The following is a 22,644-nucleotide window of genomic DNA, read 5'->3' as shown; positions in this document are numbered from 1 at the left end:
GTGATCGTAGGGAGGACCGGGTGGGGGGTGGCCTCGGATCCGGGAGCGTGTGGTGGCTCGGTTTCTGGCAGACCGCCAGGCACGCCCACTGGTGGCTCAGCGCGGACGTGCGCCTGCCCGACCGCGCCGACCCCCTGGCCGTGGGCTCCATCGAGCTCGACCGGCTGACCGAGCCCCTGGCCGCTCTGGCGGCCGCGCTCCCGGGCCTCGTCGCGACGGAACGGGCGGCCCTCGTCGACGTCGACCGCCGCATCGCCGACACGGTTCCCCGGGGCGACGACCCCGCCTCGACGGCGTCCGCCATCGCGACCCGCATCGAGCTGCTCGGTGACCGGGCCGTGGTGCTCGGTGCCGCCGCACGCCGCGCCTGGACCGGCGCGATGGTCGACCCGGCCGGCAACCTCGCGCTGTTCCGCGAGCTGGGCGGCATCCTGCTGCCGCAGGAGCTCCGCGACCGGCTCAGGACGGCGCACGCAGCCGACACGACGCTCGTCGTGGCCCCCGGTCCCGGCCTGTCGGGCGTGCCGTGGGAGCTTCTCGTCGTCGACGACGACCACGACGTCCGTCTCGTCGAGCGCGCCACCGTGCTCGGTGGGGTCAGCCCGGCGATGCTGGTCAACCTGGCCAGGCCGGCGTCCCGGGCCGGGGGCGGCCGGGCCGTACGGGTCGTCGACCCCACCGCGGCCGGGAGCCGCACCGGGGGCGGGCGCATCTACCCCGACGGGGTGCCCGAGGCGTGGCGCAGCCGCACCGGCGACGGCGACGCGCTGCTCGGCGCGGGCGCGGCGGGCGGCTGCTCGCCCGCGGAACTGTCCGCCGCCCTCCAGTCGCAGGAGTGGTCCCGCCTGGTGTTCGTCGGCCACGCCTCGGCCACGGACCCGGCGATGCCGACCTCGGCCGGGCTCGAGCTGGCCGGCGACGGGGAGACCGGGGACTCACGGCTCACCGCCGGGCAGTGGCTCAGGGATCCCACCCGGTGGCCCGCCCCCCGTCGGGTGGGCTTCGTCGCCTGCCAGTCCGACGACGCCGGCTACACCGAGCAGATCGGCCTCACCCTCGCGGCGTTGAACGCGGGCGCGCGTACCGTGGTCGCGACCCGCTGGAGCCTGCCGAGCGACGGTTCGGAGCGCCTTGTGGCCGGCGGGGCGCCGATCGGCTCGGCCACGACCGCGCTCGCCCTGGCCGTCGACGCGGCGCTGGGCACGACCGATCCCGTCGGGGCCATCGGCGAGTGGCAACGTGACCGGCTCGCCTGCTGGCGTTCCGCGCGCAGCGACGCCGCCCGCCGCCTGCACGCACCGCTGGTGTGGTCGGCGTTGGTCACGTACGACATTCCCGACGCTGCGGTCAGCGCGATCCCGGGGGCCGACGACCAGCCCGTCGCGCGGCGTCCGGCGCCCGGGGCGCCACGTCACGACGCCCTCCGGGTGCCGCCCGCCGGCGACGCCGCCGAGGTCGCGAAGGCCAGCCTGGCGGCCGGCGTGGCGGCGTTCGGCCGCGCCGACTGGCAGGAGGCGCGCGAGCACTACCTCGTCGCCCTCGCCGCCTTCACCGCCTGCGGCGACCTGAAGGGCGTCGCCGACGCCACGACCAACGTCGGCAACACGGCCTACTTCCTGGGCGACCTGGAGGAGGCCGCCGACCGGTACCGGGCGGCGCTGCCGCTGTACCGGGACCTCGGCCTCGATCGGCAGGTGGCCGTCGTCGGGCAGAACCTGGGCAACGTGTCGTTCCAGCGCGGGGAGCTCGATGTCGCCGCGGAGCAGTACCGGGCCGCCGCCGAAGCCCTGCTCAGGGGCGACTTCCGGCGTCATGCGGCGGACACGCTGGTGAACCTGGGCGCCGTCCTGATCGAACTCGGCCGCCCGCACGTCGCCCTCGGACACCTCGACCAGGCAGGTGCCCTCTACCGGGAGACGTGTGACGAGAGCGAACTGGGCGGCAAGCTCGCCGAACTCGACCAGAACACCGGGTTGGCGCTGGCCGGGGCGAAGTCCTTCGAGCGCGCCCGCGCCCACCTGCTCTCCGCCCTGCGGCACTGGCAGAGCGACGAACCGTCGGCGGAGCGGGCCGCCCGCGCCAACCACAACCTCGGGCTCGTCGCGTTCCGCGCGGGCGACCTGCCGGAGGCGCAGCTCAGGTACGCCCGCGCGCTGGAGCACTTCCACACGGTCGGCAACGAGCACGAGGCGGCCGACGCCAGGCTCGGCCTGGGGACCGTCGCCCGCCACCGGGGCGATGTGCGCGCAGCCCGGTCGAACTTCCGGCAGGCACAGGAGCACTACCGCAGGACGGGGCAGTGGCTGGCCTACGCCCAGGCCGCGTTCAACGAGGGGCTGACCCATCCGGGTGACAGCGACCGGAGGTTCGACCTGCTGGCCGGCGCGTGGGCGGCGATGCAGTCGATGTCGTGGCGGCTGGCGCACGTCAGCGAGCGGGCGGCATGGCGCGCCGCCCTCGACCACGCCAACGACGAGGTCCTGGAGACGGCTCGGCTCGGCGGCCGCGACCGGCAGTTCGCCGAGCTCCTCGAGTCGCTGCGAATCGCCGGCACGCTGCGCCGCGTCGCGCCGACGCCCCTGTCTCCGAGCTCCCTGTCTCCGAGCTCCCAGTCACCGACGTCCCTGACTCCGGCGGGTCAGGAGGAGGCCGACCGGGACTCGCCGTTCGTCGAGCCGCTGCCGTCGATGACCCTCTCCGCCGGGCCGGTCGTGCCCTGGGCGGCGTCGTCGGCCGCCGACGAGGCGCCCTGCGACGCGCCACCGTGGATCGACTGCGGCTGGCCGCCCACGCTGGTCGACGCCGTCGCCCGCGCCGAGGAGATCGTCGCCGTCGCCGGAGCGACGACCCTTCCCCTGCGCCGGGGAGCGGTGTCGCTGATCCCGCTGCTGAGCCGCCACCCGGAGGAGGAAGGACCCGGATGGACCGACCGGGCGCCGGGCAGCACGGGCCCGGATGCCGACTAGACCACGGAGGACCACCCCATGTTTCCACTCGAACTGTCGCAGCAGGCCAAGGGCACGCCCGTGGAGACCCTGCACCGCATCGTCGGGGCGGTCGGCCTCGTGATCACCGTGCAGGGCTCCGGCGATCTCGGGCGGATCGTCGGCGACCTGGTGACGGTCGCGCCCCGCCTCGCCGAGGACCACGAGGTCAGAGCCGACGGCCTGATCGTGAGCCGCGTGGGGCTCTACCGCGTCTTCTGGGGCGCGCTCAGGTGGCCCGGCGGGAGCCTGGCCATCCTGGCCCCGCTCTCCCTGCACGACAGACAGGAGGTCAGCGAGTGGACCCGGCACTTCATGAGGGAGGTGCTCGATCCGATCCGGACCCTGTCGCAGCAGGGCTACTCCGTCGGTGGTGGCGGCAACGGCATGGTGACCGAAGAGGGCTTCTGCCGCGCCTTCCAGCAGGCGTACGTCTAGCGCTTCGGTCGTGGATCCTCCACCGCCCGGGTCCGGTGAACCCGGGGCGCGGGCTCGCGCGGCCCGTCCGGCCACGGGAGCGCCCGGCTGCCACCATGGCCGTCATGGATCCGGAGAGCGCGACTCCCCCCAACCCGTACGGGGCCTACACCGCGGCCGAGGGGCTCGGTGGGATCGCCGCGCCGCTGCTGGCCGCCGCAGCCGTCACCCTGCTCGGCCTGGTCCTCCAGATCGAGGCGGCCCTGCGCTGGCCGAGCCTCTCGCTCCTGCTTCTCGGCGCGGCCACCGTCCTGATGCTGCGGGTGGTCCAGTGCAACGCCCGGGCGCGCGGCTACGCCGTCACCCCGGGCGACGCGCTGGCGTGGTACCCGGACGCCGACGACCCGCAGCGGCGGCAGGCAGTGTTCCGGGAGTTGGAGCGGCACCGGGCGGCCTGGCGGTTCTGGATCGGGAGCGCCCGCCGGCAGTACAACCTCGGCGTCCTGCTGCTGCTGCTCGGCACGATGGTGCTTCTGGTGCCGGCCAAGGCGACGGCCCTGACCCCGGTCCGCTGGCTGGCGATCGGCGTGCTCGGGCTCGGCTGCGCCGCCGAGGCCCTGGCGATCCTGCTCGGCTGGTGGCGGCCCCTCTGGCTGACGCGCTGGTGGCTGGTCGAGCCCGGCCGCCCCTGGTACGCGCGCTGGCCCGCCGCCCTGGCCCGCCGGGTGGCACCGCCCGACCCGCCGGTGCCGCCGCCCCCGTCAGCGGGTGGCGCGCCGGGGGCCTGACTCCGGACGCTCCCGCCAGACGCCGGTGAAGCGGCACCGGGACAGGTGCTCGGCCTCCGGCGCGACCTTGCAGATCGGGCACCGTTCGTCCTGCTCCGGAGGCCATTCGCGGGTGGGCTCCCTGCTGCTCATCATGCCATTGTGGACACGCCCGGTGCGGCAGACAACCGGCGCGCCGACGGGAGGCACCGCTCATGCCGATCCGAGACCTCGCCCTGACCGCCACCGAGGTGACCGGCCGCTGGCGGTGGCGGTGGGTGCTGACCGACGCCGCGACCGGAACCCGCCTCGCCGAGCACACCGTGCGGCTGAACCCGGACCGGTGGGAGGTGACGGCGCTCACCGACCTGGACGCGTACCTGTCCTGGCGCGCCGAGCCGGACCGGCGGGTGGCCAGCGAGGCCGAGCTGGTGGCCCGGCTCGGCGAGTTCGTCGGGCGGGAGGTGCTCGGCGTCGACGTGCTCGCGGCGCTGCGCGGCGTCGACCCGGCGCGGCTGCGGATCCACGTGGGCGACGCGCCGTTCCTGACCGCCCTGCCGCTGGAGCTGGCCGAGCTGGACGGTGTCCCACTGGCCTGGCACGAACGGCTTCGGGTCTCCTTCGTGACCACCGGGGCCCGGCGCAGGACGCCGCCCACCGGTCCGGTCCGGATGCTCGCCGTGTTCAGCCTTCCCACCGGGACGACCGCGCTGCGGCTGCGCTCCGAGCGGCAGCGTCTCACCAGCCTGATCCGTGGGCTGGACCGCTCGATCGAGCTGGAGGTCATGCAGTGGGGCGTGACCCGCGCCGCGCTGGCCGACGCCATGGCCCGCGACGGCGGTCCCGACCTGCTGCACCTCTCCGGGCACGGTCGTCAGGGCCGGATCCTGCTGGAGGGGCCGGACGGCCGGCCCGACGAGATCGGCGCCGGGGAGCTGGTGGAGCTGGCGCGCCCGGCCCGGGACCGGCTCCGGCTGGCCTTCCTCTCGGCGTGCGAGTCGGCGCTGGCGCCGCCCGACGCGCCGCCCGACGCGTTGCCCGACCCGCCGTCCGACCCGCCGTCCGACTCCGCCGGCCCCGCCGGCCCCGCTGATTCCTTCGGCCCCGCCGGCCTGGGGGCGCTGCTGGCGCAGGAACTCGAATGCACCGTGCTGGCGATGCGCTACCCGGTCACCGACGACTTCGCCGGCGACCTGGCCGCCGCCTTCTACCAGGGGTTGATCGACGAGGGGCTGGAGGCGGGGGCCGCGGCGGCGCGTGCCGTGCGGGCGGCGGCGGGCCCGGACGCGGCGGCGTCCCGACCGGCCCTGTCCCTGGCAGCGCCGGTGCTGATCGGCCCGGACGACATGGTCCTGGACCTGCCGCCGGCCGGTCCGTCGCGCCCGGCGAGCACCGGCCTGATCCCGCCCGAGCCGGAGCGGTTCGTCGGTCGGGACGGGCTGATGACGGCCGCCGCCGAGGTGCTGCGGCCCGGCAGCGGCGTGCCGATCCTGGTCCTGACCGGGATGGCGGCCGTCGGCAAGACCACCTGCGCGGTGGAGCTGGCGCACCGGCACCGGGACGAGTTCGGGGCGATGGCCTTCTGGGCCGCCCCGGAACGGGACGCGGGCCTCTCGGACGGCCCGGCCGCGTTCGTCGAGGCGGTCGAACGTGCGCTCGGGGACGTGCCCGAAGGCGGCGCCGATCTCGGCGCGCTGCTCGACCGGGCCGACCGCCGGTCCACCCTGCTGGTGCTCGACAACGCCGAGTCGCTGCTGAGCGAGGAGGGCCAGTGGCACGACCCGCGCTGGGCGGACCTGCTGGCCGCGGTCGCGGCCCGGACCGGCCCCACCCGGCTGGTGGTGACCAGCCGGGTCCCGCCGGCCGCGCCCGCCGGCCCGCGGCTGCGGCACCTGGAGGTCGGCCTGCTCAGCGGCGGTGAGGCCGACGCCCTCGTCCGACAGCTTCCGCGCCTGCGCCGCCTGCTGCACATCGACGGGCCGGCCGCGGCGGACGACAGGCGGGACCGGGCCCTGGTGGCCGCGGTGCAGGCCGCGGCCGGCGGCCACCCCCGACTGCTGGAACTCGCCGACGCCGCGGCCGGCGACCCGGCGACGCTGCCCGACCTGCTCCGGACCGGCATCGACGAGACCCTGGACGGGTGGACCCGGCAGGCGATCGAACGGCTCGACCCGGACGCCCGGCTGCTGCTCCAGATCCTCGCCGTCGCGGAGCCGGCGCACCGCTTTCCCAGCGTGCTCGACCACGCCTGGCCCGAGGTGCGCGCCGCGCTGGGGCGGCCCGAGACGCCGCCACCCGTCGCCGCGCTCGCCCAGGCCGCGCTGACGCACCTGCGGGGAGACCGCTACGAGCTGCATCCGGTGGTGGCCCAGGTGGCCCGGGCGGGAGCCGACGCCGAGGTCGCCGCCACGGTGGACACGGTGCTGGCGCAGGCATGGGAGCGGATCGCCCTGGCGCAGGGCGAGGCGGACACCTCCGTCGTGGTCGGCGCCCACCTCTCGGCGGTGCCGTACCTGCTTCGGTTGGACCAGCAGGCCAGGGCGGCCGCCAACCTCAGCGCGGCCCTGGCCCGGGATGCCGGCCCGCGTACCGCGCGGATGGCGTTGCCCCTGGTCAGGGCGCTCGCCCCCGACGCACCGGTGCGGGAGCTGCTGCTCGGGTTCGCCTACCAGCCGCTCGATCCGGACGAGGCGGAACGGCTGCTGCGCGCGGCGCTGGCGAGCGGGGACGACGACGTGGCCGGGGCCGCCGCCGGCGCGCTCGCCAACCAGCTGCACCAGCAGGGACGGCTCACCGAGGCGGCGGCGCTGGCGGGGCAGGCCCGTCGGCTCGGCGAGCGCTACGGCCCCTGGACCCAGGCCAGTTCCCGGCTGCGCGAGTTGCAGGTGCTGCACGAGACCGGCCGGTCCGAGGCGGCCCTGGCCGAGGTCACCGGCCTGCTCGACGAGATCCGTGCGTTGCCGCCCGACGGGTCCGGGGCGACGGAGAGCGTCGTGCCCTGGGCGGTCCGCGAGGCCGCGTTGGGCCTCGCGGTGAGCGCCGCTCTGAGCCTTGAGCGCTGGCAGGTAGCGCTGGACCACAACGGCGAACAGCTCGACAGCGTCCAGCGGCGCGGCGCGGCCGAGGCGGAGATCGCCTTCGCCTGGTTCAACGACGCGGGCGCGCTGATCCGGCTCGGACGCTTCGACGAGGCACGGCAGGTGCTGGACTACTGCCAACGGGTCTTCGACGAGCAGGGCGACGAGCTGAGACTGTCCCGGGTCTTCGGCACCCGGGCGCTCCTCGCGTCGGAGCAGGGCGACCTGGGTGAAGCGGTCGAGCTGGAGCGGACCGCGCTGCGGCTGGGCTACCGCCACCCGCTCGCGGAGGACCTCGCCGCGGGTCACGGCATGCTCGGCAACCATTTGGCCGGCCTCGGCGTCGATCCGGCAGGGCAAATCGGGCACCACCTCGCCGCCGCCCTGCTGACCCGGCTGGTCGGCTCGGAGACGTTGCGCCACCGGCTGCGGATGGTCGCCGGCGACCTGGACGTCTACGGTCGGAGCTGGCTGCCGGACGACCTGGCCGCGCTGGCCGCCAGGGTGGAGCGCGTGCCCGGCGTGCGGTTCCTCGACGTCGTCCGGTCGTTGCTCGCCCCCGGCGCCGACGCCGAGGCGGAGTTCCGTGGCCTCCTCGCCGACACCCAGGCGTCCGTCGAGGAGGCCGGGTACGACGCCACCGGCTACCTGATGCGGTGGGAGAGCCGGATGCCGCTGATCGCCGCGGCGGCGGCCGGCGAGGAGCGCGCGACCCGCCCGATGGCGCTGACGCTCCAGTCGCTTGAGCGGGGGACCGACGGGTGGGGGCTGCCCGCCGCGTTCCGGCGGATCATCGCCGGCCAACGCGACGAGAGCTCCCTCGTCAGCGGCCTGAACCCGGCCGACGCCGCCGTGGTCCGTCGGGCGCTCGCGACGATCGCCTGGCACGCGAAGGTGACCGGGGCCGCCACGGAGGCCGAGCGGTTCGCGTTGACCGAGGGGGATCTGCGGGCGGCGACCGACGAGGGGGACCGGCTGCGGGCCGGTACGCGCGCAGCCGAACTCAGCGGGCTGCTTCGCGTGCGGCAGGAGTTCACGGCCGCCCTGCGGTACGCGGACGACGCCATCGCCCACGAACGGCGGGTCGGATTCGGGCCGTGGCGGCAGCGGTTCAACCTCGGCCGCCGGCTGCAACTCGTCGCGGACCTGGGACGCCCGGAAGAGGTCCTCGCGGCGTTGGAACCGCTGCGGCCGCACTTGCGGGGGGAGCCGGACCTGCCCACCCCGGCGGATCCGGCCAACCCGTCGGTCGTGCGGGAGAACCTGCTGACGCTCGGCCAGCAGGCCGCCCTGGCCCTGGGGCGCTGGGAGCTGGCGCTGGGCTTCCACGAGGACCGGGCGGCCAGCGCGGAGCTGCGCGGGGCGGACGCCGCCGAGCTGGCGGAGCTCCGGCTGGACCGGGTCAGGTGCCTGATCGGTCTCGGGCGGACGGCGGAGGCGCGCTCGCAGCTCGACGAGATCCGGCCGCTGCTGCGTGGGGACGATCCGGCGCTGGCGGTCGAGGTCGCGTCGTACGACGCGACGCTGGCCGGCGGGACGACGAAGGCTGCCGAGGCGCTGGCCGAGGCGTACCGGCGGTTGTCCGGCGGCGGCCTCGACCCGAGGCTGGTCGCGCGGCAGCACGTCGTGCTCAGCCAGCGGCTCGGCCAGGAGGGCGAGCCGGCCGGGGAGGCGGCCCACCTGCTCGCGGCGGCGCTCATCTGCGCGCTCGTCGGCGACCGGGACACGGCCGCCCTGACGCTCCGCCACGCCGCGCTGCACCTCTACCAGGCGGACGGCACCCGGCTCGCGGTCACCCTGCCGATGCTCGTGGCCGAGGTCGAACGCGTTCCCGGCGTACGGTTCGGGCACCTGGTCACCCGGGTGATCGGCACGCCGGACGGTGCGACCGACCGGCTGGCCGCGGCGGTGCGGGCGGCGTACGCCATCCCGTTGACCGAGCTGTTCGCGTTCGACCGGCTGGTGGCCGACCTGGAGGACGAGATCGCCGTGGTGGTCGCGGCGGCCACCGGAGGGGAGGGGGACCGGGCGGCCGTCGAGGCGACCCTCGCCGGGCTGGCCGGCGTGCCGGACATGGTGCCACTCGTGGCGGCCCTGCGCCGGGCCGCCGCCGGTGACCTGCCCTCGGAGTCCGAGCAGCAGGCGATGCACCCGGTGCACGCCGCCGTCCTGGCCGAGGTCCGGGCCCGGCTCGGCGATTGATCGACGGGGGTCCGTGCGCACGGGCCCGGTGACCGTCGCGCACCGACGGCGGGCGTGTTCCGGCCGGGACGTTTGAAGGATCCGCGACCGCAGCCGTCGTCAGGGGTGTCCGGTCCCGACCGCATGGGTGGCCCGAGCGGGAGGGACGGCGTCGTGCGCCCGGACACCGTCGGGCCGCCACCGTACGGGCCGACGCGGAGCGCCCCTGCCGCGTGCCGGCAGGTGCCGGTGCCCACCGCTGACGAGGATGGACGAGCGTGACCAACATGCTGTCGGTCTCCGGGACCGAGCCGGGGTGCCTGCCGAGCATCTCGGCGGCGCTGGCGGCGGCCGGCCGCACCGCCACGATCGTTGTTCGGCCGGGCACGTACCGGGAGCAGGTGCGCCTCACCGGAGACGTCACGGTGGTGGCCGAGGACGGCCCGGGAACGGTGACCATCGACGGTGCGGACGGGGTGGCGGTCCTGGTCGGCGGGGGAGAGCCGACGCTTCGCGGGCTCACGGTGCGCGGCGGTTCCGCCACCCGGCCGGCGGTGCAGGTCGTCGGCGGCACGCTGCGGGCGACCGGGTGCGCGATCACCGGCCGGGGCTCCGTCGCGGTCCACGTGCCGGGCGGGCAGGTGGACCTGCGCGACTGCCAGGTGGGCAACCCGGGCGGCGACGGTTTCCGGTTCGAGCACGGCGGTGGCGGCACGGTCAGCGCCACCACCGTCCGGGGCGCGCGCAACGGGGTGGTGATCGCCGACGGCGCGGACCCGGTCCTGCGCGGCTGTGCCCTCGTCGATCTCCGCGGCGTGGGCGTGCTGTCGACCGGCGGCGGACGGGGCACGCTGGAGGACTGCGAGATCCGCGCGGTCGGTGGGCACGCGATCGTCGTCTCCGGGACCGCCGACCCGCTGTTCCGCCGCTGCGCGGTGCGTGGCGCCGCCGGCTACGGCCTGCTGCTGAGCGAGCAGGCCACCGCCACCTTCGCCGACGGCACGATCGTCGACGCCGGGACGGCTGCCGTCGTGGTCACCGGCTCGGCCGCGCCGCTGATCGACGGGGGCGAGGTCGCCGGCGGGCCGGGTGGGGCGCTGTTGTTCCAGGGCGAGGCGACGGGGGTGCTGCGCCGGTTGACCGTGCGCGGCGGGCCCGCCGGGATCGTGGTCGGCGGGTCGGCCGCGCCGCTGATCGAGGACTGCGTGGTGGAGGGGGCCGGCGAGTACGGCGTGCAACTGCTCGATCAGGCCCGGCCCGTGGTCCACGGGACCCGGGTGCAGCGGTGCGTGACCGGTGGGTTCCTGGTCGAAGCCGGGGCGACGCTCACCGTGGACCAGTCGACGGTGCGGGACTGCGGACTCGGGTTCCAGCTCGACGGCGCGGCGACGGTGACCGGGTCGGACGTCGGCGCCACCCGCGGCGCCGGCATCCTGGTGCAGCCCGGGGCGCACCTGACCCTGCTGCGCAGCCGGGTGCACCACAGCGGCGGGCCGGGGGTCTGGTTCACCGCCGGCTCGTCGGGGCGGGTGAACGCCTGTGAGCTGGTCGAGAACGCGGGGGAGGGGCTGCTGCGGGACAGCGCCGCACCGGTCCGGGTGGACGCGACCACGATGGTCGGCAACGGTGGCGCGCCCGTCGGCGCGCAGCACCCCCCGCCACCGCAGGACGTCCCGGAGGCGCCCGGAGCCTGGCCGCTCCTCGGCCACATCGTGCCCATGCTCCGGCAACCGCTGGGCTTCCTGCCCGGCCTGGCCAGGCACGGGGACGTCGTCCGGGTGCGCTTCGGCCGGCTCCCCGTCTACGTCGTCACCCACCCCGACGCCGTACGCGACGTGCTGGTGCCGGGGGACGTCGACTTCGAGCGCGGGCTCTGTTTCGACCGGCTGGAGCCCGGGCTCGGCCAGGGGATCGCGACGGCGTCCGGCGTCGAGCACCGCCGGCTGCGCCGGCTGCTCCAGCCCGTGTTCAGCCGGGAACGCCTCGCCGGATACTCGTCGATCACGCGGACCGTGGCCGAGGAGACGACCGCGGCCTGGCGTGACGGCCAGGAGCTGGCCGCCGACGAGGTCATGGACGACCTGGCGCTGGCCGCGCTCACCCGGAGCCTGTTCAGGTTCACCCCGGACGCCGAGACCGCCGAGGCCGTCAAGCACGGCATGCGGATGCTCACCCACGGTCTGCTCCGGCGCATCGTGCTGCCTGCGGCGTGGGAGCGGGTACCCACCTTCGGCAACATCCGGTTCCGGCGTGCGATGGCCCGGATGAACCGGGCCGTCGGCCAGGTCGTCACCGCCTACCGCGAGGCCGGCGAGGACCGGGGCGATGTGCTTTCCGCGCTGCTCATGACACGTGACGAGGGCGGCGTCGGCCTGTCCGACCAGGAGGTGCACGCCCAGGTGGCGACGCTGGCGTTGACCGGCGTGGAGGCTCCCGGAGCGACGCTGGCCTGGCTGCTGTACGAGATCGGCCGCAGCGCCGAGGTCACCGGCCGGGTCTGCGCCGAACTCGACGAGGTGCTCGGCGGCCGGACGCCGGAGCACGACGACCTGCCCGCGCTGGAGTACACCGGCCGGGTCGTCGACGAGGTGCTGCGGCTGCACACGCCCCTGCTCTTCTCCCGCCGCACGGTGACCACGGCCAGGGTGGGCCGGTCGACCATCCCGCCCGGCGCGGAACTCGTCTACAGCCCGTACCTGCTGCACCACGACGACCGCTGGTTTCCCGACCCGGCCCGGTTCGATCCGGACAGGTGGCTCCCGGCGAACGCGCGGCAGATCCCCAAGGGGGCCTACATCCCGTTCGCGGCCGGCTCCTTCCAGTGCATCGGCCGGCAGTTCGCGATCTCCGAACTCGTCATGATCACGGCGGTGATCTTCAGTCGCTGGACGCTGCGACCGGTGCCGGGCGCAGCCGTGCGTGAGGTCGCCAGCGCCCTCGTGCGTCCCAGCGAGCTGCCGATGACCGTCCACCTGCGGGGCGGCGGCGAACGGCCCACCCCGGCCGGGCCGCGATGAACACCTACCGCACCGCGGACCTGAGCCTGCCCTTCGCGCGGGCCGTCCATCCCTGGTCGGGCCGGGCGCAGGAGTCGACGGAGTCGTGGGCGCGCCGCTGTGGTCTGCTGCGCTCGCCGGAGGCGGTCGCCGCGTTCCGCGCGCTGGGCTACGGCCGGCTCATGTCGACGCTCTGCCCGTACGCCCCGTTCGACGGGCTGTCCCTGGTCACCGACTGGAACAGCCTCTTCTTCGTCACCGACGACCAGCAGAACGTCGCGTGCGCGACCGGCCGGGCCGACCGGTACGAGGAACTCGTGGCCAGCATGCGGCGGATCGTCGGCGGCGACGTCCGGCCCACGGCACACGACCGCCATCCCCTCGTGGTCGCGCTGCGCGACCTCCTGCGCCGCTCGCTGCCGGGCCGTCCCGGCCACTGGGTCGCCCGGTTCCGGCGGCACCTCGAACGGTGGCTCGACGGCCACCTGCGGGAGAACGCCCACCGCACCGGCGGCACCGTGCCCGGCCCGGACGAGTACGTCCTGCTGCGGCGGGACGCGTCGACCGTGCTGCCCACCCTCGATCTCGTGGAGCTGGTGGAGGGCGCCGAGGTGCCGGAGCGGCTCTACCTCTCGCCGCAGTACCAGACGTTGGTGCTCGGCACCGCGGACGTCATGTGCTGGGTCAACGACATCCACTCGTGGCACATGGAGAGGGGCGACCCGATGAACCTCGTCACGGTCCTGGACCGTCACCTGGGGCTCGGCACGCAGCGGGCCGTCGACGCGGTAGCGGCCCGGGTCGCCGGCCGGGTGGCCGACCTCCTCGCCGCGACCAGGAGCCTTCCGGCGGCCATGGACGAGCTGGGCGTCCCCGCAGCGGACCAGGGGGCCGTCATGCGTTGCGTGCGGGACCAGCAGTCCTGGGCCGCGAGCATGGAGACCTGGGACCGCACCGACACCATCCGCTTCGCCGACGCCGGGTCCCCCGGCGCGGGCCGGGTCGCCCCCTACGTCGAGGACCTCCTCCCCGACACGTAGGCGGACCGCGAGCCGGCCCGCCGGCACCCACGCGACGCGTCCACCCGTCGTGGACGAGCGCGTGGCACACCACACCCACCGACGATTGGACCCCCATGGCCATGCCGTTGTCCCGCGAGGCCCCCGACGCTCCCGGCGGGCTGCCGCTGCTCGGGCACTCCCTGTCGCTGCTGCGACGTGACCGCCTCGGCTACGTCACGGGCCTGCGGGCGGTCGGCGACGCGTGCTGGGTCCGATTCGGCGCCCGCCGGTTCCTGGTGCTCAACGCGCCGGAGTTGGTGCACGCCGTCCTGGTGGAGCAGGGCAGGCACTTCGACCGGGGCCGTATCTTCGACAAGGCCCGGCCGTACGTCGGCGAGGGGCTGTACACCGCGGAGGGCGCCGAACACCACCGGCAGCGTCGCATGGTGCAGCCGGCCTTCGGCTCCGCCGAGGTCGGGCGGTACACCGCGGTCATCCACGACGTGACCCGGGAGCAGATCGCCGCCTGGCCGACCCACGGCACCGTCAACATCGAGCGCGCGATGCACGATCTGCACAGCGAGATCATCGGCCGGACGATGTTCCGCGCGCCGCAGGCCCGGCAGGTGGTCCAGGCCGCCCGCGACGAACTGCCCACTCTCGTACGGGGGCTCGGCGTGCGTACCCTCATGCCCGACGCCTTCGCCCGCGTGCCCGTCCCGGTGAACCGCCGCTACGACGCGGCCTGCGCCCGGGTGCGCGGCGCGTGCGACCGGCTCGTGGCGGCCCACCGCGAGATCCACGGTGACCTCGGCGACTTCGTGTCGATGCTCGTCCGCGCCCGGGACGCCCGGACCGGGGTCACGATGTCGGACACCGAGATCCGGGACCACGTCATGACCCTGTTGATCTCCGCGATCGAGACCCCGGCCACCGTGCTCGCCTGGGCGTTGTACGAGGTCGCCCGGAATCCCGAGCTGCGCGACGGGCTGGAGCGGGAGGTCGCCGAGGTCCTCGGCGCGCAGGGGCGCGTCATCGAGGTCGACGACCTGCCCCGGCTGCGCCTCACCGACGCCGTGGTCCACGAGGCTCTCCGCCTCCACCATCCGTTGTGGATGCTGATGCGGCGGGCCGTCCGTCCCGTGACCGTCGGGGGCGTCGACATCCCGGCGGGCGGTGAGGTGATCTACAGTCCGGCGGCCATGCACCGGGACCCCACCGTGTTCCCCGACCCGTTGCGGTTCGACCCGCGTCGGTGGCTCGACGGGGCGGCGACCCCGGCCATGCGGCGGGCGTTCGTGCCCTTCAGCCTGGGCAACCGGCAGTGCCTCGGCGACAGGTTCGCCTGGAACCAGATGAAGACCACCCTCGCCGCGATCGTGGGCGGATGCCGCCTCGCGTTGCCCGACGGCTTCCGGGCGAGGACGGTGGTGAGCAGCATCGTTCATCTTGAGCGCCTGCCGATGGTCGTGCAGCCGCGGAAGCCGTGGTGACGGTCGGCGCGGGCCTGCCGCAGAGCCTCTTCCCGGGCGACCCGGGCGGCGATGGTCATCGTGGCGGGCCGAAGTGCCGGGCGAGCGCGGCGCGCAGCGTGCCGGCGTCGCCGGCGGACCAGGCGACGAAGCAGTCGGGGCGCACGAGCAGCGCGGTCGCGGTCGTGCCCCTAAGCGGGCCGGTGACCACGTCGACCCGGTCGCGCCACCCGGCGGCGGTCTCCGCGTAGGCCCCCGTGGAGTCCAGCAGCAGCGGCCGGGCGGCGTGGGTCAGCTCGGCGAGGCGGGTCGGCCCGTGCGCGCCGAGCACGACCACGTCGGGGGCGTAGCGGCCGGCCAGCGGGTCGGCCGGGTCGGCGGGGTAGCGGGTGTCCGCGCCGGACATCAGCGCCGCGATGTGCCCGGTCACCTCCGGCATGCGGAGCAGCTCGGCGAAGAGTTGCCGCAGGCCGGTGATCTCGTCGCCGGGGCCGGTGAGCGCCGACTGCGCCTGGGTGGACATGACGACCCGCTCGGCGACCGGCCGACGCTCGGTCTCGTACGTGTCGAGCAGGCCCGGCGGTGCCCAGCCGAGGACCGTGGCGGCGAGCTTCCAGCCCAGGTTGACGGCGTCCTGGAGGCCCAGGTTGAGGCCGGGACCGCCGATGGCGGGGTGCACGTGCGCGGCGTCGCCGAGCAGGAGCACCCGGTCGGCGCGGTAGCGGGCGGCGATCCGGGTGTTGCGACCGGTCAGCCGCCGCAGCAGGCCGGGGCCCTCGGCAGGGCCGAAGGGGACGTCCGCGCCGAGCACCCGGGCGACGCTGGCGCGCAGCTCCGCCAGGTCCATCGGGGTCTCGTCGTCCGTCGGCGCGTCGGGCCACTCCGTCGTGGTCAGGAGCGCCGGGCGGTCGGGGAACGGGGCCCAGGCGATCAGGCCGCGCGGGGTGCGGGTGTGCTGGAACGGCGGCACGACGCCGTAGCCGGGGACACGCAGGCCGCCGGTCGCGGGGTCGAGAAAGGACGCGGGGACGGCCACGGTCGCGGTGCGGGAGGTCGACCGGTCGTCGGTGACGCCGGGGAAGTCGATGCCGACGAGACGGCGCACCGTGCTGCGGCCGCCGTCGGCGCCGACGAGGAACCGGGCGGTGAGCTGCGTACCGTCGGCAAGGTGGACCTCGACCGCGTCGGGCCGTTGGCGGAGGTCGACGACGTCGTGGCCGTGGCGCAGTTCGACCCCGAGCTCGGCGGCCCGGGCGGCCAGGGTGGCCTGGAGCTGGGCCTGCGGCACGCCGAGCACGTAGTGCGGGTTGTCGGCGAGCACCGTGAGGTCCAGCGGGAACGCGCCGAAGGTGAAGGCCGGCTGCGGGGCCGGCGGGGTGTTCCCGCCGGTGAGCCGGGCGTAGAGGCCACGCCGGTCGAGCAGGCGGACGACCTGGCCGACGAGGCCGTTGGCGCGGGGCTCGCCCCCGAGCGTGTCACGGCGTTCGAGGACGACGGGGCGGAGGCCGGCGAGGGCCAGTTCGCAGGCGAGCATGAGGCCGTTGGGGCCGGCTCCGGCGATGAGGACGTCAATCATGATCGTGGTCCCTTCGGGGGTGCGCGTCGTCGCCACGACGGGCGCGGCGCAGTGCCGGCCCGCCGCGGAGGTGTGACGCGGCGCAGGCGTGGGTGGGACGGGGTGGGACTGTGGCTCGGGCGGGGCCGGGCTTCAGCGGGGCGGCGTCGGGAGGCCGGCGGCGACCTGGGCGAAGGCGTCGGTGATGAGGCGCTCGATCGGGGCGGGCGGGTCGGCGCTGTCGAGGTAGTGCTGCATGGCGACGGCGACGGCGGCGCTGGCGGCGGCCGCGACGAGCCGTGGGTACATGTCGGTGGTGAGGTCGGTGCCGGTGCGCTCGGCGACCGCGGCGGCCAGCCCGGCCTCGGCGATCGCGGCGGCGCGCAGCCGCTCGCCCTGGAGCGCGGGCTCGGCGAGCATGGTCCGTACGCCGGCCACCCACTGCGCATGGGCGGGGGACGGCATCGCCTCGACCTCGGGGCCGGGCGTGAACTGTTCCAGCGCCGCCGCGGTGAGCGCCGCCCAGAGCGGCTCGTCGGCGGGGCGTTCGCGTAGCGCGGCGGCGGTGCGCAGGCTGCGGTCGAGGTGGCGGGAGGCGATCGCCTCCGCCTTGCTGGAGAAGTAGTTGTTGAAGGTGCGCGGGGAGACACCGGCCGCCTCGGCGATGTCCTCGACGCGGACGTTGTCGTAGCCGCGCTCGGCGGTGAGGTGGATCGCTGCCCAGCCGAGCGCCGCCCGCGTCTCGGCCTTCTTGCGCTCCCGCAACCCCGTCATGCCCCCACCCTAGCACTAGTTGCGTGGAACGCAATAATGCGTGTCACGCAAAAATGGTCGCCGGTGCCGCGCCCGCCCGGCGCGTCCCCTGGTCGGGAGCCGCCCGGCCGCCGGCCAAGACTGGGGTCCCGGACCAGGGAGAACCCCGGTCCGTACGCGGCACCCGACGGCACACACTGCTAGGCGTCCGGTCGTGCGGCCGGACGGTCAGTCAGGGTGAGAAGGGGTACGACATGAGGCGTAGGACCGTGCGGATCGACACCATCCCGGCCGACGGCGTGGAGCTGGCCGACGAGCAGCTCGCCCGGATGCTGGGCGGCCTGCCGAGGCGGGACGCCGGCGGTTCGTCGAAGACCATCGACGACATCCCCAACGGGGGCCGGAACGACACCGACAGCGACTTCTGATCAGTCGCCGCCACCGGCCCGCCCTGTCCGGGGCCGACCGGTGGCGGCGGACCGGGGCCGGCGGAGGTGTCGGTCCGCCCGCCGCCCGGGGCGGTCCGGGCCGGCAGGTGGCCGCCGCGCCGGAGTCGTACCCCTGGTGCAGACTGCGTGGCGTGGACCTGACGCTCGCGTTCGCCGCCCTGCTCGGGCGGTCCGACTTTCCCGCCGGCTCCTACGACGCCTACTACGGCGGCGACACCCTCGACGAGTTCCTGCTCCCGGCCTCCTGGCTCACGCCGGCTGCCCTCGCGTCGTCCGCCCCGGTCGCGCTGCCGGACGTCGACGCCTGCTTCCTCGACGACGACCACGCGGATCTGGCCTGGGAGTTCGACCTGGCCGGCTCGCTGTTCGCGATCGAGTGGGCCGAAGACGTGCTGCCGGCGGCGTTCCTCGCCGACGCGCGGGCGGCCGACCCCGACCTGCTCGTCCGCGGCGCCGACCTGGGCGTGCTGCTCGCCCGCCACGGCGTCGACCTGACGGCCGAGTCGGCGGGGCGGCTGAGCTACCGCATCTCGCCGCTGCTGCGCCTGGCCACGGACGGCACCCTCCACGACGCCGTGCGGATGGCGACGTTCACGCACCGCCTGCCGGCGCTGGTCCCGTTCGGCGACGAGGGGTGGCGGCGGGTCGAGCCGGGCTGGGCGGAGGCGCTGGCCGCAATCGAGCCGCCGGAGCTGCGTGACCACCTGAGCCTGCACTGCCTGGAGCCGTTCTCGTCGCGGGCGGCGGGGGCCTGCTACCTGGGCGCGAACGAGTGGCCGACCGGCACCTCGGCCCTCGACGGTCGACGCAAGCTGCTGGCGGGCTGGGAGTTCGGCGAGTCCCAGTCGGGGGTGGCCGTGGTCGCCTGACCAGGGCGGTGCCCCGCCTCACCTGCGACGGCGACGCCACCGGGGTTCAGCCCTTCACCGCGCCCGCCGTGAGCCCCTCCGTCAGGAAGCGCTGCCCGAAGGCATAGATGATCACCACGGGGAGGCTGACGAGCAGCGACGCCGCGGCGAGCTGCCCCTGCGGCACCACGTCCCCGGTGATCATCGACTGCATCCCGACCGGGAGGGTCTTGTACTCGTCCTTCGTGATGAACACGAAGGCGAAGAGGAACTCGTTCCACGCGTTGGTCAGGGTGAACAGCGCGACCGCCAGCAGTCCCGGCTTGGCCAGGGGCAGCACCACCCGGCCGAACGCCTGGAGCCGGGTGCAGCCGTCGACCAGCGCGGCCTCCTCCAACTCGACGGGGATCGACGCGAAGTATCCCGTCAGCAGCCAGGTGGCGAACGGAAGCGTGAACGTCGGGTACGTCACCACCAGCGACCACAACGAGTCGGTGAGCCGCACCCCGATGAGCAGCTGGTAGAGCGGGATGAACAGCAGCGCGCCCGGCATGACGTAGGTGATCAGCACCGTGACGGTGAAGCTCTGCGCCCCGCGGAACCGCAGCCGGGCCAGCGCGTAGCCCGCGAGGGCGGCGCAGACCAGCGCCACCACGGTGGACGCCACGGACACGAGCACCGTGTTGAGGTACCAGCGGCCGAAGGGCTTGGTGGCGAAGAGGTCGGTGAACTGCTGGAGGGTCCACGGCGTCGGCCACAGGTCGTGGACGCGCATGACGATCTGCCCCTCGGACTTGAACGCCGTGACGGCGATCCAGTACAGCGGGGCCAGGACGAAGGCGAGCAACACGGCCAGGGCGACGCCGGACGCCAGGGCGGACACCAGCGACGACGACCGCCGGCTCCCCCGGGCCCCGAGCGCCGAGACCACCCGGCCGACCGCCGCCGCGACCAGCAGGAACGCCCCGAGGACCACGGCCGCCTTCCAGGCGATGTGTGGCGACGCCCAGACCAGCAGGCCGACGACCGCCGTGGCGACCGCCCACGGCAGGGCCTTGGGCAGGGTACGGGCCCGTGGGGTGGTCCGCGCCGCGCGGACCCGGCGGGGCGGCTCGATGCCGATGTCCCGGCGCAACAGCCGGACCAGCACGAACACCAGTCCGCCGATGACCGGCAGCATCACGAGCGTGACCGCCGCCCCGGCACCGTACTGGAGTTGCAGGATCGCCTTCGAGTAGGCGACCAGCACGTAGGGCGCCGTCGCGTTGCCGGGGCCGCCCTGCGTCAGCAACCAGATGAGGTCGAAGTTGTTGAACGTCCAGATCGACGACAGGGTCACCGTCACGGTGATCACGTGACGCAGCCCGGGCAGCGTCACGTGGGCGAACCGCTGCCACGGCGACGCGCCGTCGACGGTCGCCGCCTCGTAGAGGTCCGCCGGGATGGCCTTCAACCCCGCGAGGAACGCGACGGTGAAGAACGGCACGCCCTTCCACACGTTGACCAGGATCACCGACGGCATGGCCAGCGACGCCTCGGACAGCCAGCCCGCCGGCCAGGCGTCGACCAGGTGCGCACTGGCCAGCAGCGGCCCGATCCCCGAGTCGGTGAGCAGCGTGTTGACGCTGCCGAAGATCGGGTCGAGCAGCGCGCGCCAACTGAACGCCGTGACCACCGTCGGCACCACCCACGGCAACAGGAGCAGCCCGGCCAGCACGGCCCGTCCACGGCGCAGTCGGTGCAGCAACAGGGCTGCGGACAGCCCCAGCACCACCTTGAAGACCTCGGCGTAGGCGGTGAAGACGAACGAGTTCAGCACGCCCGTGCGGAACTGCTCATCGTCGGCCAGCGCGGCGTAGTTGGCCAGGCCGACGAACACGCTGTCCTGCCCGTGCCGTTCCGTGGTGCTGGTGACGACCGACCAGGCGATCGGCGCGAGGATGAGGCTGCCGACCAGCACGGCCATGGGCGCCAGGAACAGCGCCGCCAGCCGCCAGTCACGACCCAGCCGTCGCTGGGTGGCGGTGAGGGAGCCGGCCCCCGGCGGCGGGGCCGCCGCCGGGGCCGGTGCCGATCGGGTCGACGTCACTGCGGCAGCCCCTGCTGGGTGAAGATCTGCACCATCTTGGCGTGGGCGGCCTGCACGGCCTGCGCCGCCGGCGTGCCCTGGATGACCTGCTGCATCATGTCGGTGAGGACGTAGGCGCCGACGGCGGCCTGCTGGCCCGCGCTGGCCTTCTGCGGGAAGCTCAGGCCGTTCTTCGTGACCAGCGGAAGCTTCAGCTGGGTGATCTTGCGCATGACGGGGAACGCCGGGTCACCGCTGGTGAAGAACGGGTCGGCGTCCCAGACCTTGTCCCAGGCGGGCAGCGCCAGGCCGGGCGCCTCCTTCGCCACCCCGAGCAGCGCGGGCGCGGTGACCAGGTACTGCGCCAGGAGCTTGGCGAGTGCGGAGTTCTTGGCCCCCCTGAAGATCACGAAGCACTGGGACTGGCCGAGCAGCAGGGAGTTGTCGGTGGCCGGCCCGGTGCAGTCGGCGAAGACGTGGGTGTTGGCGTAGACGGGGTTCTTCTTCGTCTTGGCGTCCGCGTAGACGCTGAACTGGTTGCGGGTGTAGCCGAGGATCCCGGCGAGCCAGTTCTCGTTGTTGCTGGAGTCGGTCCAGGCGGCCACGCCCGGCGGCAGCATCGGCTTGAACCTCGGGTTGGTGTAGATGTCCCCGAGGAAGGTCACCGCCTGCACCGTCTCGGGCGAGTCGAACGTGACCTTCCGGCCGTCGTTGGAGGCGATCGCCCCGCCGTACGCGTTGATCACCGCCTCGATCATGCCGTTGGCGTCACCGGACCGGTTCACGGTCATGCCCCAGCCGAACCGCCGCTTGCCCGGATCGGAGATCGCCAGGCACAGGTCCCGCAGCTCCTCCCAGGTGTAGACGTCCCTGGGGGAGATGCCCTTGTCCTGCATCCAGTCCTTGCGCAGGAACGACCCGATCCCGATGAAGTGGTAGGGGATCGCGAACCACTTGCCGTCGAAGACGCAGTAGTTCTTGGACTCGGCGGTGGGCTCGCCGTACTTCGCCGTCAGCGCCTGGACGACGTCCGTCACGTCCTCCAGGTCGCCCAGCGCCTGGAACTGCGCGACGAACCGCGAGTCGGTCATGAACGCGAGGTCACGCGCCACGCCACCCTCGACCTCGGCGTGGATCTTGGCCACCGCGTCGCCGGCGTCGGCCTGTACCAGGCTGTTTCCGATCTTCGTGCCGGTGACGTCGGCGAAGTTCTTGATCGAGCTGTCGAGCGCCGCGTTGGCCGCTTCCGAGTACAGCTTCTGCGACAGCATCCCCATCGAGGAACCGCGCAACTCCGCCGCGGCGTCGATCAGCTCCTGCGGGACCGCGGCCTGCACCCGGGGCGTCGACGGCCCGGTGTCCCCGCATGCGGCCAGGCCGGCCGCGCCGAGCAGTCCCACCCCCATTCCCAGAAAGCCGCGTCGGGTACGTAACGGGTTGTCCTCCATGGCCTGTCGCCTCCTCTGCCTCGCCACTGCACGTCGAAGGCGGCCGAGAGGTCTGCTGCCTCCCGCTGGGCGTCCACCATCCGCACGCGGGGGCGCTTTGCCCGGTCGGGTGGGTGGTCGCAGCCGGTCTCTGCCGCGCAGTCATCGGAAAATCGCCCCGGTGTGCGGCGGCCCTCCCCCGACCAGTCCCGGGACATGCGCCGCTGGCCCGATACGTCGGCTGCCCGGCGGTGCGCTCACTTTACCCATTTCGGAAAGTCGCGCCTAGAGCTGAAACGATTTCTGGAAACAGGAATGTCATCATCGAAGATCAATGTCCTCGACCGGGATCGCCGCCCCGTTGGCGGGTCGCGTCCATCGAGGCTGTTCATTCTGTCGATCTCGGGGCGTCGGGTCCCTGTGCCCGTCGGTCGAAGGAGCTGGCGACGCATCGAGCGAGCATCCTCGATGCCTTGACACCCCGGATGAGATCGCTAACACTGAGCTGCAACGCGGACTTAACAGGCAGATAACATGCTGCCCCCAGCGTCCCGGGAGGACGTCGTGACCCTGGTTCCACGGCGCGCGGCGCGGACGACCGGCCAATTCCCGACCGGGCTCACACCGCCCGACGGTCACGAGCCGGCCC

14 protein-coding genes are annotated in these 22,644 nt (G+C 74.5%); 9 read left to right on the top strand and 5 right to left on the bottom strand.

Annotated features, from left to right (window positions below):
- Positions 1–47 precede the first annotated feature (47 nt).
- The 3 genes from O7633_RS17650 (at position 48) to O7633_RS17640 (ending at position 4,189) form a co-directional block, all read left to right on the top strand.
- Positions 48–2,966, top strand: coding sequence for a tetratricopeptide repeat protein (locus tag O7633_RS17650; RefSeq protein ID WP_282323196.1), 2,919 nt, complete (start codon positions 48–50; stop codon positions 2,964–2,966).
- 18 nt (positions 2,967–2,984) lie between these two features.
- Positions 2,985–3,422 carry a hypothetical protein gene (locus tag O7633_RS17645; RefSeq protein ID WP_282323195.1) on the top strand — a complete coding sequence of 146 codons (438 nt, stop codon included), beginning with the start codon at positions 2,985–2,987 and terminating at the stop codon, positions 3,420–3,422.
- A gap of 104 nt (positions 3,423–3,526) precedes the next feature.
- Positions 3,527–4,189 carry a hypothetical protein gene (locus tag O7633_RS17640; protein ID WP_282323194.1) on the top strand — a complete coding sequence of 221 codons (663 nt, stop codon included), beginning with the start codon at positions 3,527–3,529 and terminating at the stop codon, positions 4,187–4,189.
- Here the strand turns inward: O7633_RS17640 and O7633_RS17635 are convergent.
- Positions 4,163–4,321, bottom strand: a complete 159-nt coding sequence (locus O7633_RS17635; RefSeq protein WP_282323193.1) for a hypothetical protein — start codon at positions 4,319–4,321, stop codon at positions 4,163–4,165. The two genes, O7633_RS17640 and O7633_RS17635, sit on opposite strands and share 27 nt — an antisense overlap.
- 62 nt (positions 4,322–4,383) lie before the next feature.
- Between O7633_RS17635 and O7633_RS17630 the strand changes: the two genes are divergently transcribed.
- From O7633_RS17630 to O7633_RS17615, 4 genes are all read left to right on the top strand, one after another.
- The gene (locus tag O7633_RS17630) at positions 4,384–9,447 is read left to right on the top strand and encodes a CHAT domain-containing protein (RefSeq protein WP_282323192.1); all 5,064 of its coding nucleotides are present in this window, start codon (positions 4,384–4,386) and stop codon (positions 9,445–9,447) included.
- A gap of 266 nt (positions 9,448–9,713) precedes the next feature.
- Positions 9,714–12,443 (top strand): cytochrome P450, encoded by a 2,730-nt coding sequence (locus O7633_RS17625; RefSeq protein WP_282328590.1) that lies wholly within the window; start codon positions 9,714–9,716, stop codon positions 12,441–12,443.
- Positions 12,440–13,462: a hypothetical protein gene (locus tag O7633_RS17620; RefSeq protein ID WP_282323191.1), complete on the top strand. Its 1,023-nt coding sequence runs from the start codon at positions 12,440–12,442 to the stop codon at positions 13,460–13,462. The genes O7633_RS17625 and O7633_RS17620 overlap by 4 nt, the downstream gene beginning before the upstream one ends.
- Positions 13,463–13,557: 95 nt before the next feature.
- Positions 13,558–14,916, top strand: coding sequence for a cytochrome P450 (locus O7633_RS17615; protein ID WP_282323190.1), 1,359 nt, complete (start codon positions 13,558–13,560; stop codon positions 14,914–14,916).
- Positions 14,917–14,971: 55 nt separating this feature from the next.
- Here the strand turns inward: O7633_RS17615 and O7633_RS17610 are convergent, their stop codons facing one another.
- Together O7633_RS17610 and O7633_RS17605 are read right to left on the bottom strand one after the other, a co-directional pair.
- Complete coding sequence (locus O7633_RS17610; protein WP_282323189.1) at positions 14,972–16,471, bottom strand: FAD-dependent monooxygenase; 1,500 nt, start codon at positions 16,469–16,471, stop codon at positions 14,972–14,974.
- 132 nt (positions 16,472–16,603) lie between these two features.
- Positions 16,604–17,224 carry a helix-turn-helix domain-containing protein gene (locus O7633_RS17605; RefSeq protein WP_278130093.1) on the bottom strand — a complete coding sequence of 207 codons (621 nt, stop codon included), beginning with the start codon at positions 17,222–17,224 and terminating at the stop codon, positions 16,604–16,606.
- Between the two features lie 233 nt (positions 17,225–17,457).
- On the opposite strand from O7633_RS17605, the gene O7633_RS17600 reads away from it, so the two are divergent.
- Together O7633_RS17600 and O7633_RS17595 are read left to right on the top strand one after the other, a co-directional pair.
- On the top strand, positions 17,458–17,631 hold the full coding sequence (locus O7633_RS17600) for a putative ATP-grasp target RiPP (protein WP_178066790.1): 174 nt from the start codon (positions 17,458–17,460) through the stop codon (positions 17,629–17,631).
- A 152-nt stretch (positions 17,632–17,783) separates the two neighbouring features.
- Positions 17,784–18,521: a hypothetical protein gene (locus O7633_RS17595; protein WP_282323188.1), complete on the top strand. Its 738-nt coding sequence runs from the start codon at positions 17,784–17,786 to the stop codon at positions 18,519–18,521.
- Positions 18,522–18,567: 46 nt separating this feature from the next.
- On the opposite strand, the gene O7633_RS17590 is transcribed toward O7633_RS17595, so the two are convergent.
- Together O7633_RS17590 and O7633_RS17585 are read right to left on the bottom strand one after the other, a co-directional pair.
- Positions 18,568–20,589, bottom strand: coding sequence for an ABC transporter permease subunit (locus O7633_RS17590; protein WP_282323187.1), 2,022 nt, complete (start codon positions 20,587–20,589; stop codon positions 18,568–18,570).
- Positions 20,586–21,974 (bottom strand): extracellular solute-binding protein, encoded by a 1,389-nt coding sequence (locus tag O7633_RS17585; RefSeq protein WP_282328589.1) that lies wholly within the window; start codon positions 21,972–21,974, stop codon positions 20,586–20,588. Before O7633_RS17585 ends, O7633_RS17590 begins: the two co-directional genes overlap by 4 nt.
- Positions 21,975–22,644 lie beyond the last annotated feature (670 nt).

This window comes from Micromonospora sp. WMMD712 (assembly GCF_029581295.1).
Lineage (GTDB): Bacteria > Actinomycetota > Actinomycetes > Mycobacteriales > Micromonosporaceae > Micromonospora > Micromonospora carbonacea.
This window is presented reverse-complemented; position numbering and strand designations above follow the sequence as displayed.

What these genes read in the sequence shown, in the direction of transcription:
- O7633_RS17645 (WP_282323195.1), top strand. Translation starts at nt 2,985, where the DNA reads ATGTTTCCACTCGAACTGTCGCAGCAGGCCAAGGGCACGCCCGTGGAG.
- O7633_RS17640 (WP_282323194.1), top strand. Translation starts at nt 3,527, where the DNA reads ATGGATCCGGAGAGCGCGACTCCCCCCAACCCGTACGGGGCCTACACC.
- O7633_RS17635 (WP_282323193.1), bottom strand. Translation starts at nt 4,321, where the DNA reads ATGAGCAGCAGGGAGCCCACCCGCGAATGGCCTCCGGAGCAGGACGAA.
- O7633_RS17630 (WP_282323192.1), top strand. Translation starts at nt 4,384, where the DNA reads ATGCCGATCCGAGACCTCGCCCTGACCGCCACCGAGGTGACCGGCCGC.
- O7633_RS17625 (WP_282328590.1), top strand. Translation starts at nt 9,714, where the DNA reads ATGCTGTCGGTCTCCGGGACCGAGCCGGGGTGCCTGCCGAGCATCTCG.
- O7633_RS17620 (WP_282323191.1), top strand. Translation starts at nt 12,440, where the DNA reads ATGAACACCTACCGCACCGCGGACCTGAGCCTGCCCTTCGCGCGGGCC.
- O7633_RS17615 (WP_282323190.1), top strand. Translation starts at nt 13,558, where the DNA reads ATGGCCATGCCGTTGTCCCGCGAGGCCCCCGACGCTCCCGGCGGGCTG.
- O7633_RS17610 (WP_282323189.1), bottom strand. Translation starts at nt 16,471, where the DNA reads ATGATTGACGTCCTCATCGCCGGAGCCGGCCCCAACGGCCTCATGCTC.
- O7633_RS17605 (WP_278130093.1), bottom strand. Translation starts at nt 17,224, where the DNA reads ATGACGGGGTTGCGGGAGCGCAAGAAGGCCGAGACGCGGGCGGCGCTC.
- O7633_RS17600 (WP_178066790.1), top strand. Translation starts at nt 17,458, where the DNA reads ATGAGGCGTAGGACCGTGCGGATCGACACCATCCCGGCCGACGGCGTG.
- O7633_RS17585 (WP_282328589.1), bottom strand. Translation starts at nt 21,974, where the DNA reads ATGGGGGTGGGACTGCTCGGCGCGGCCGGCCTGGCCGCATGCGGGGAC.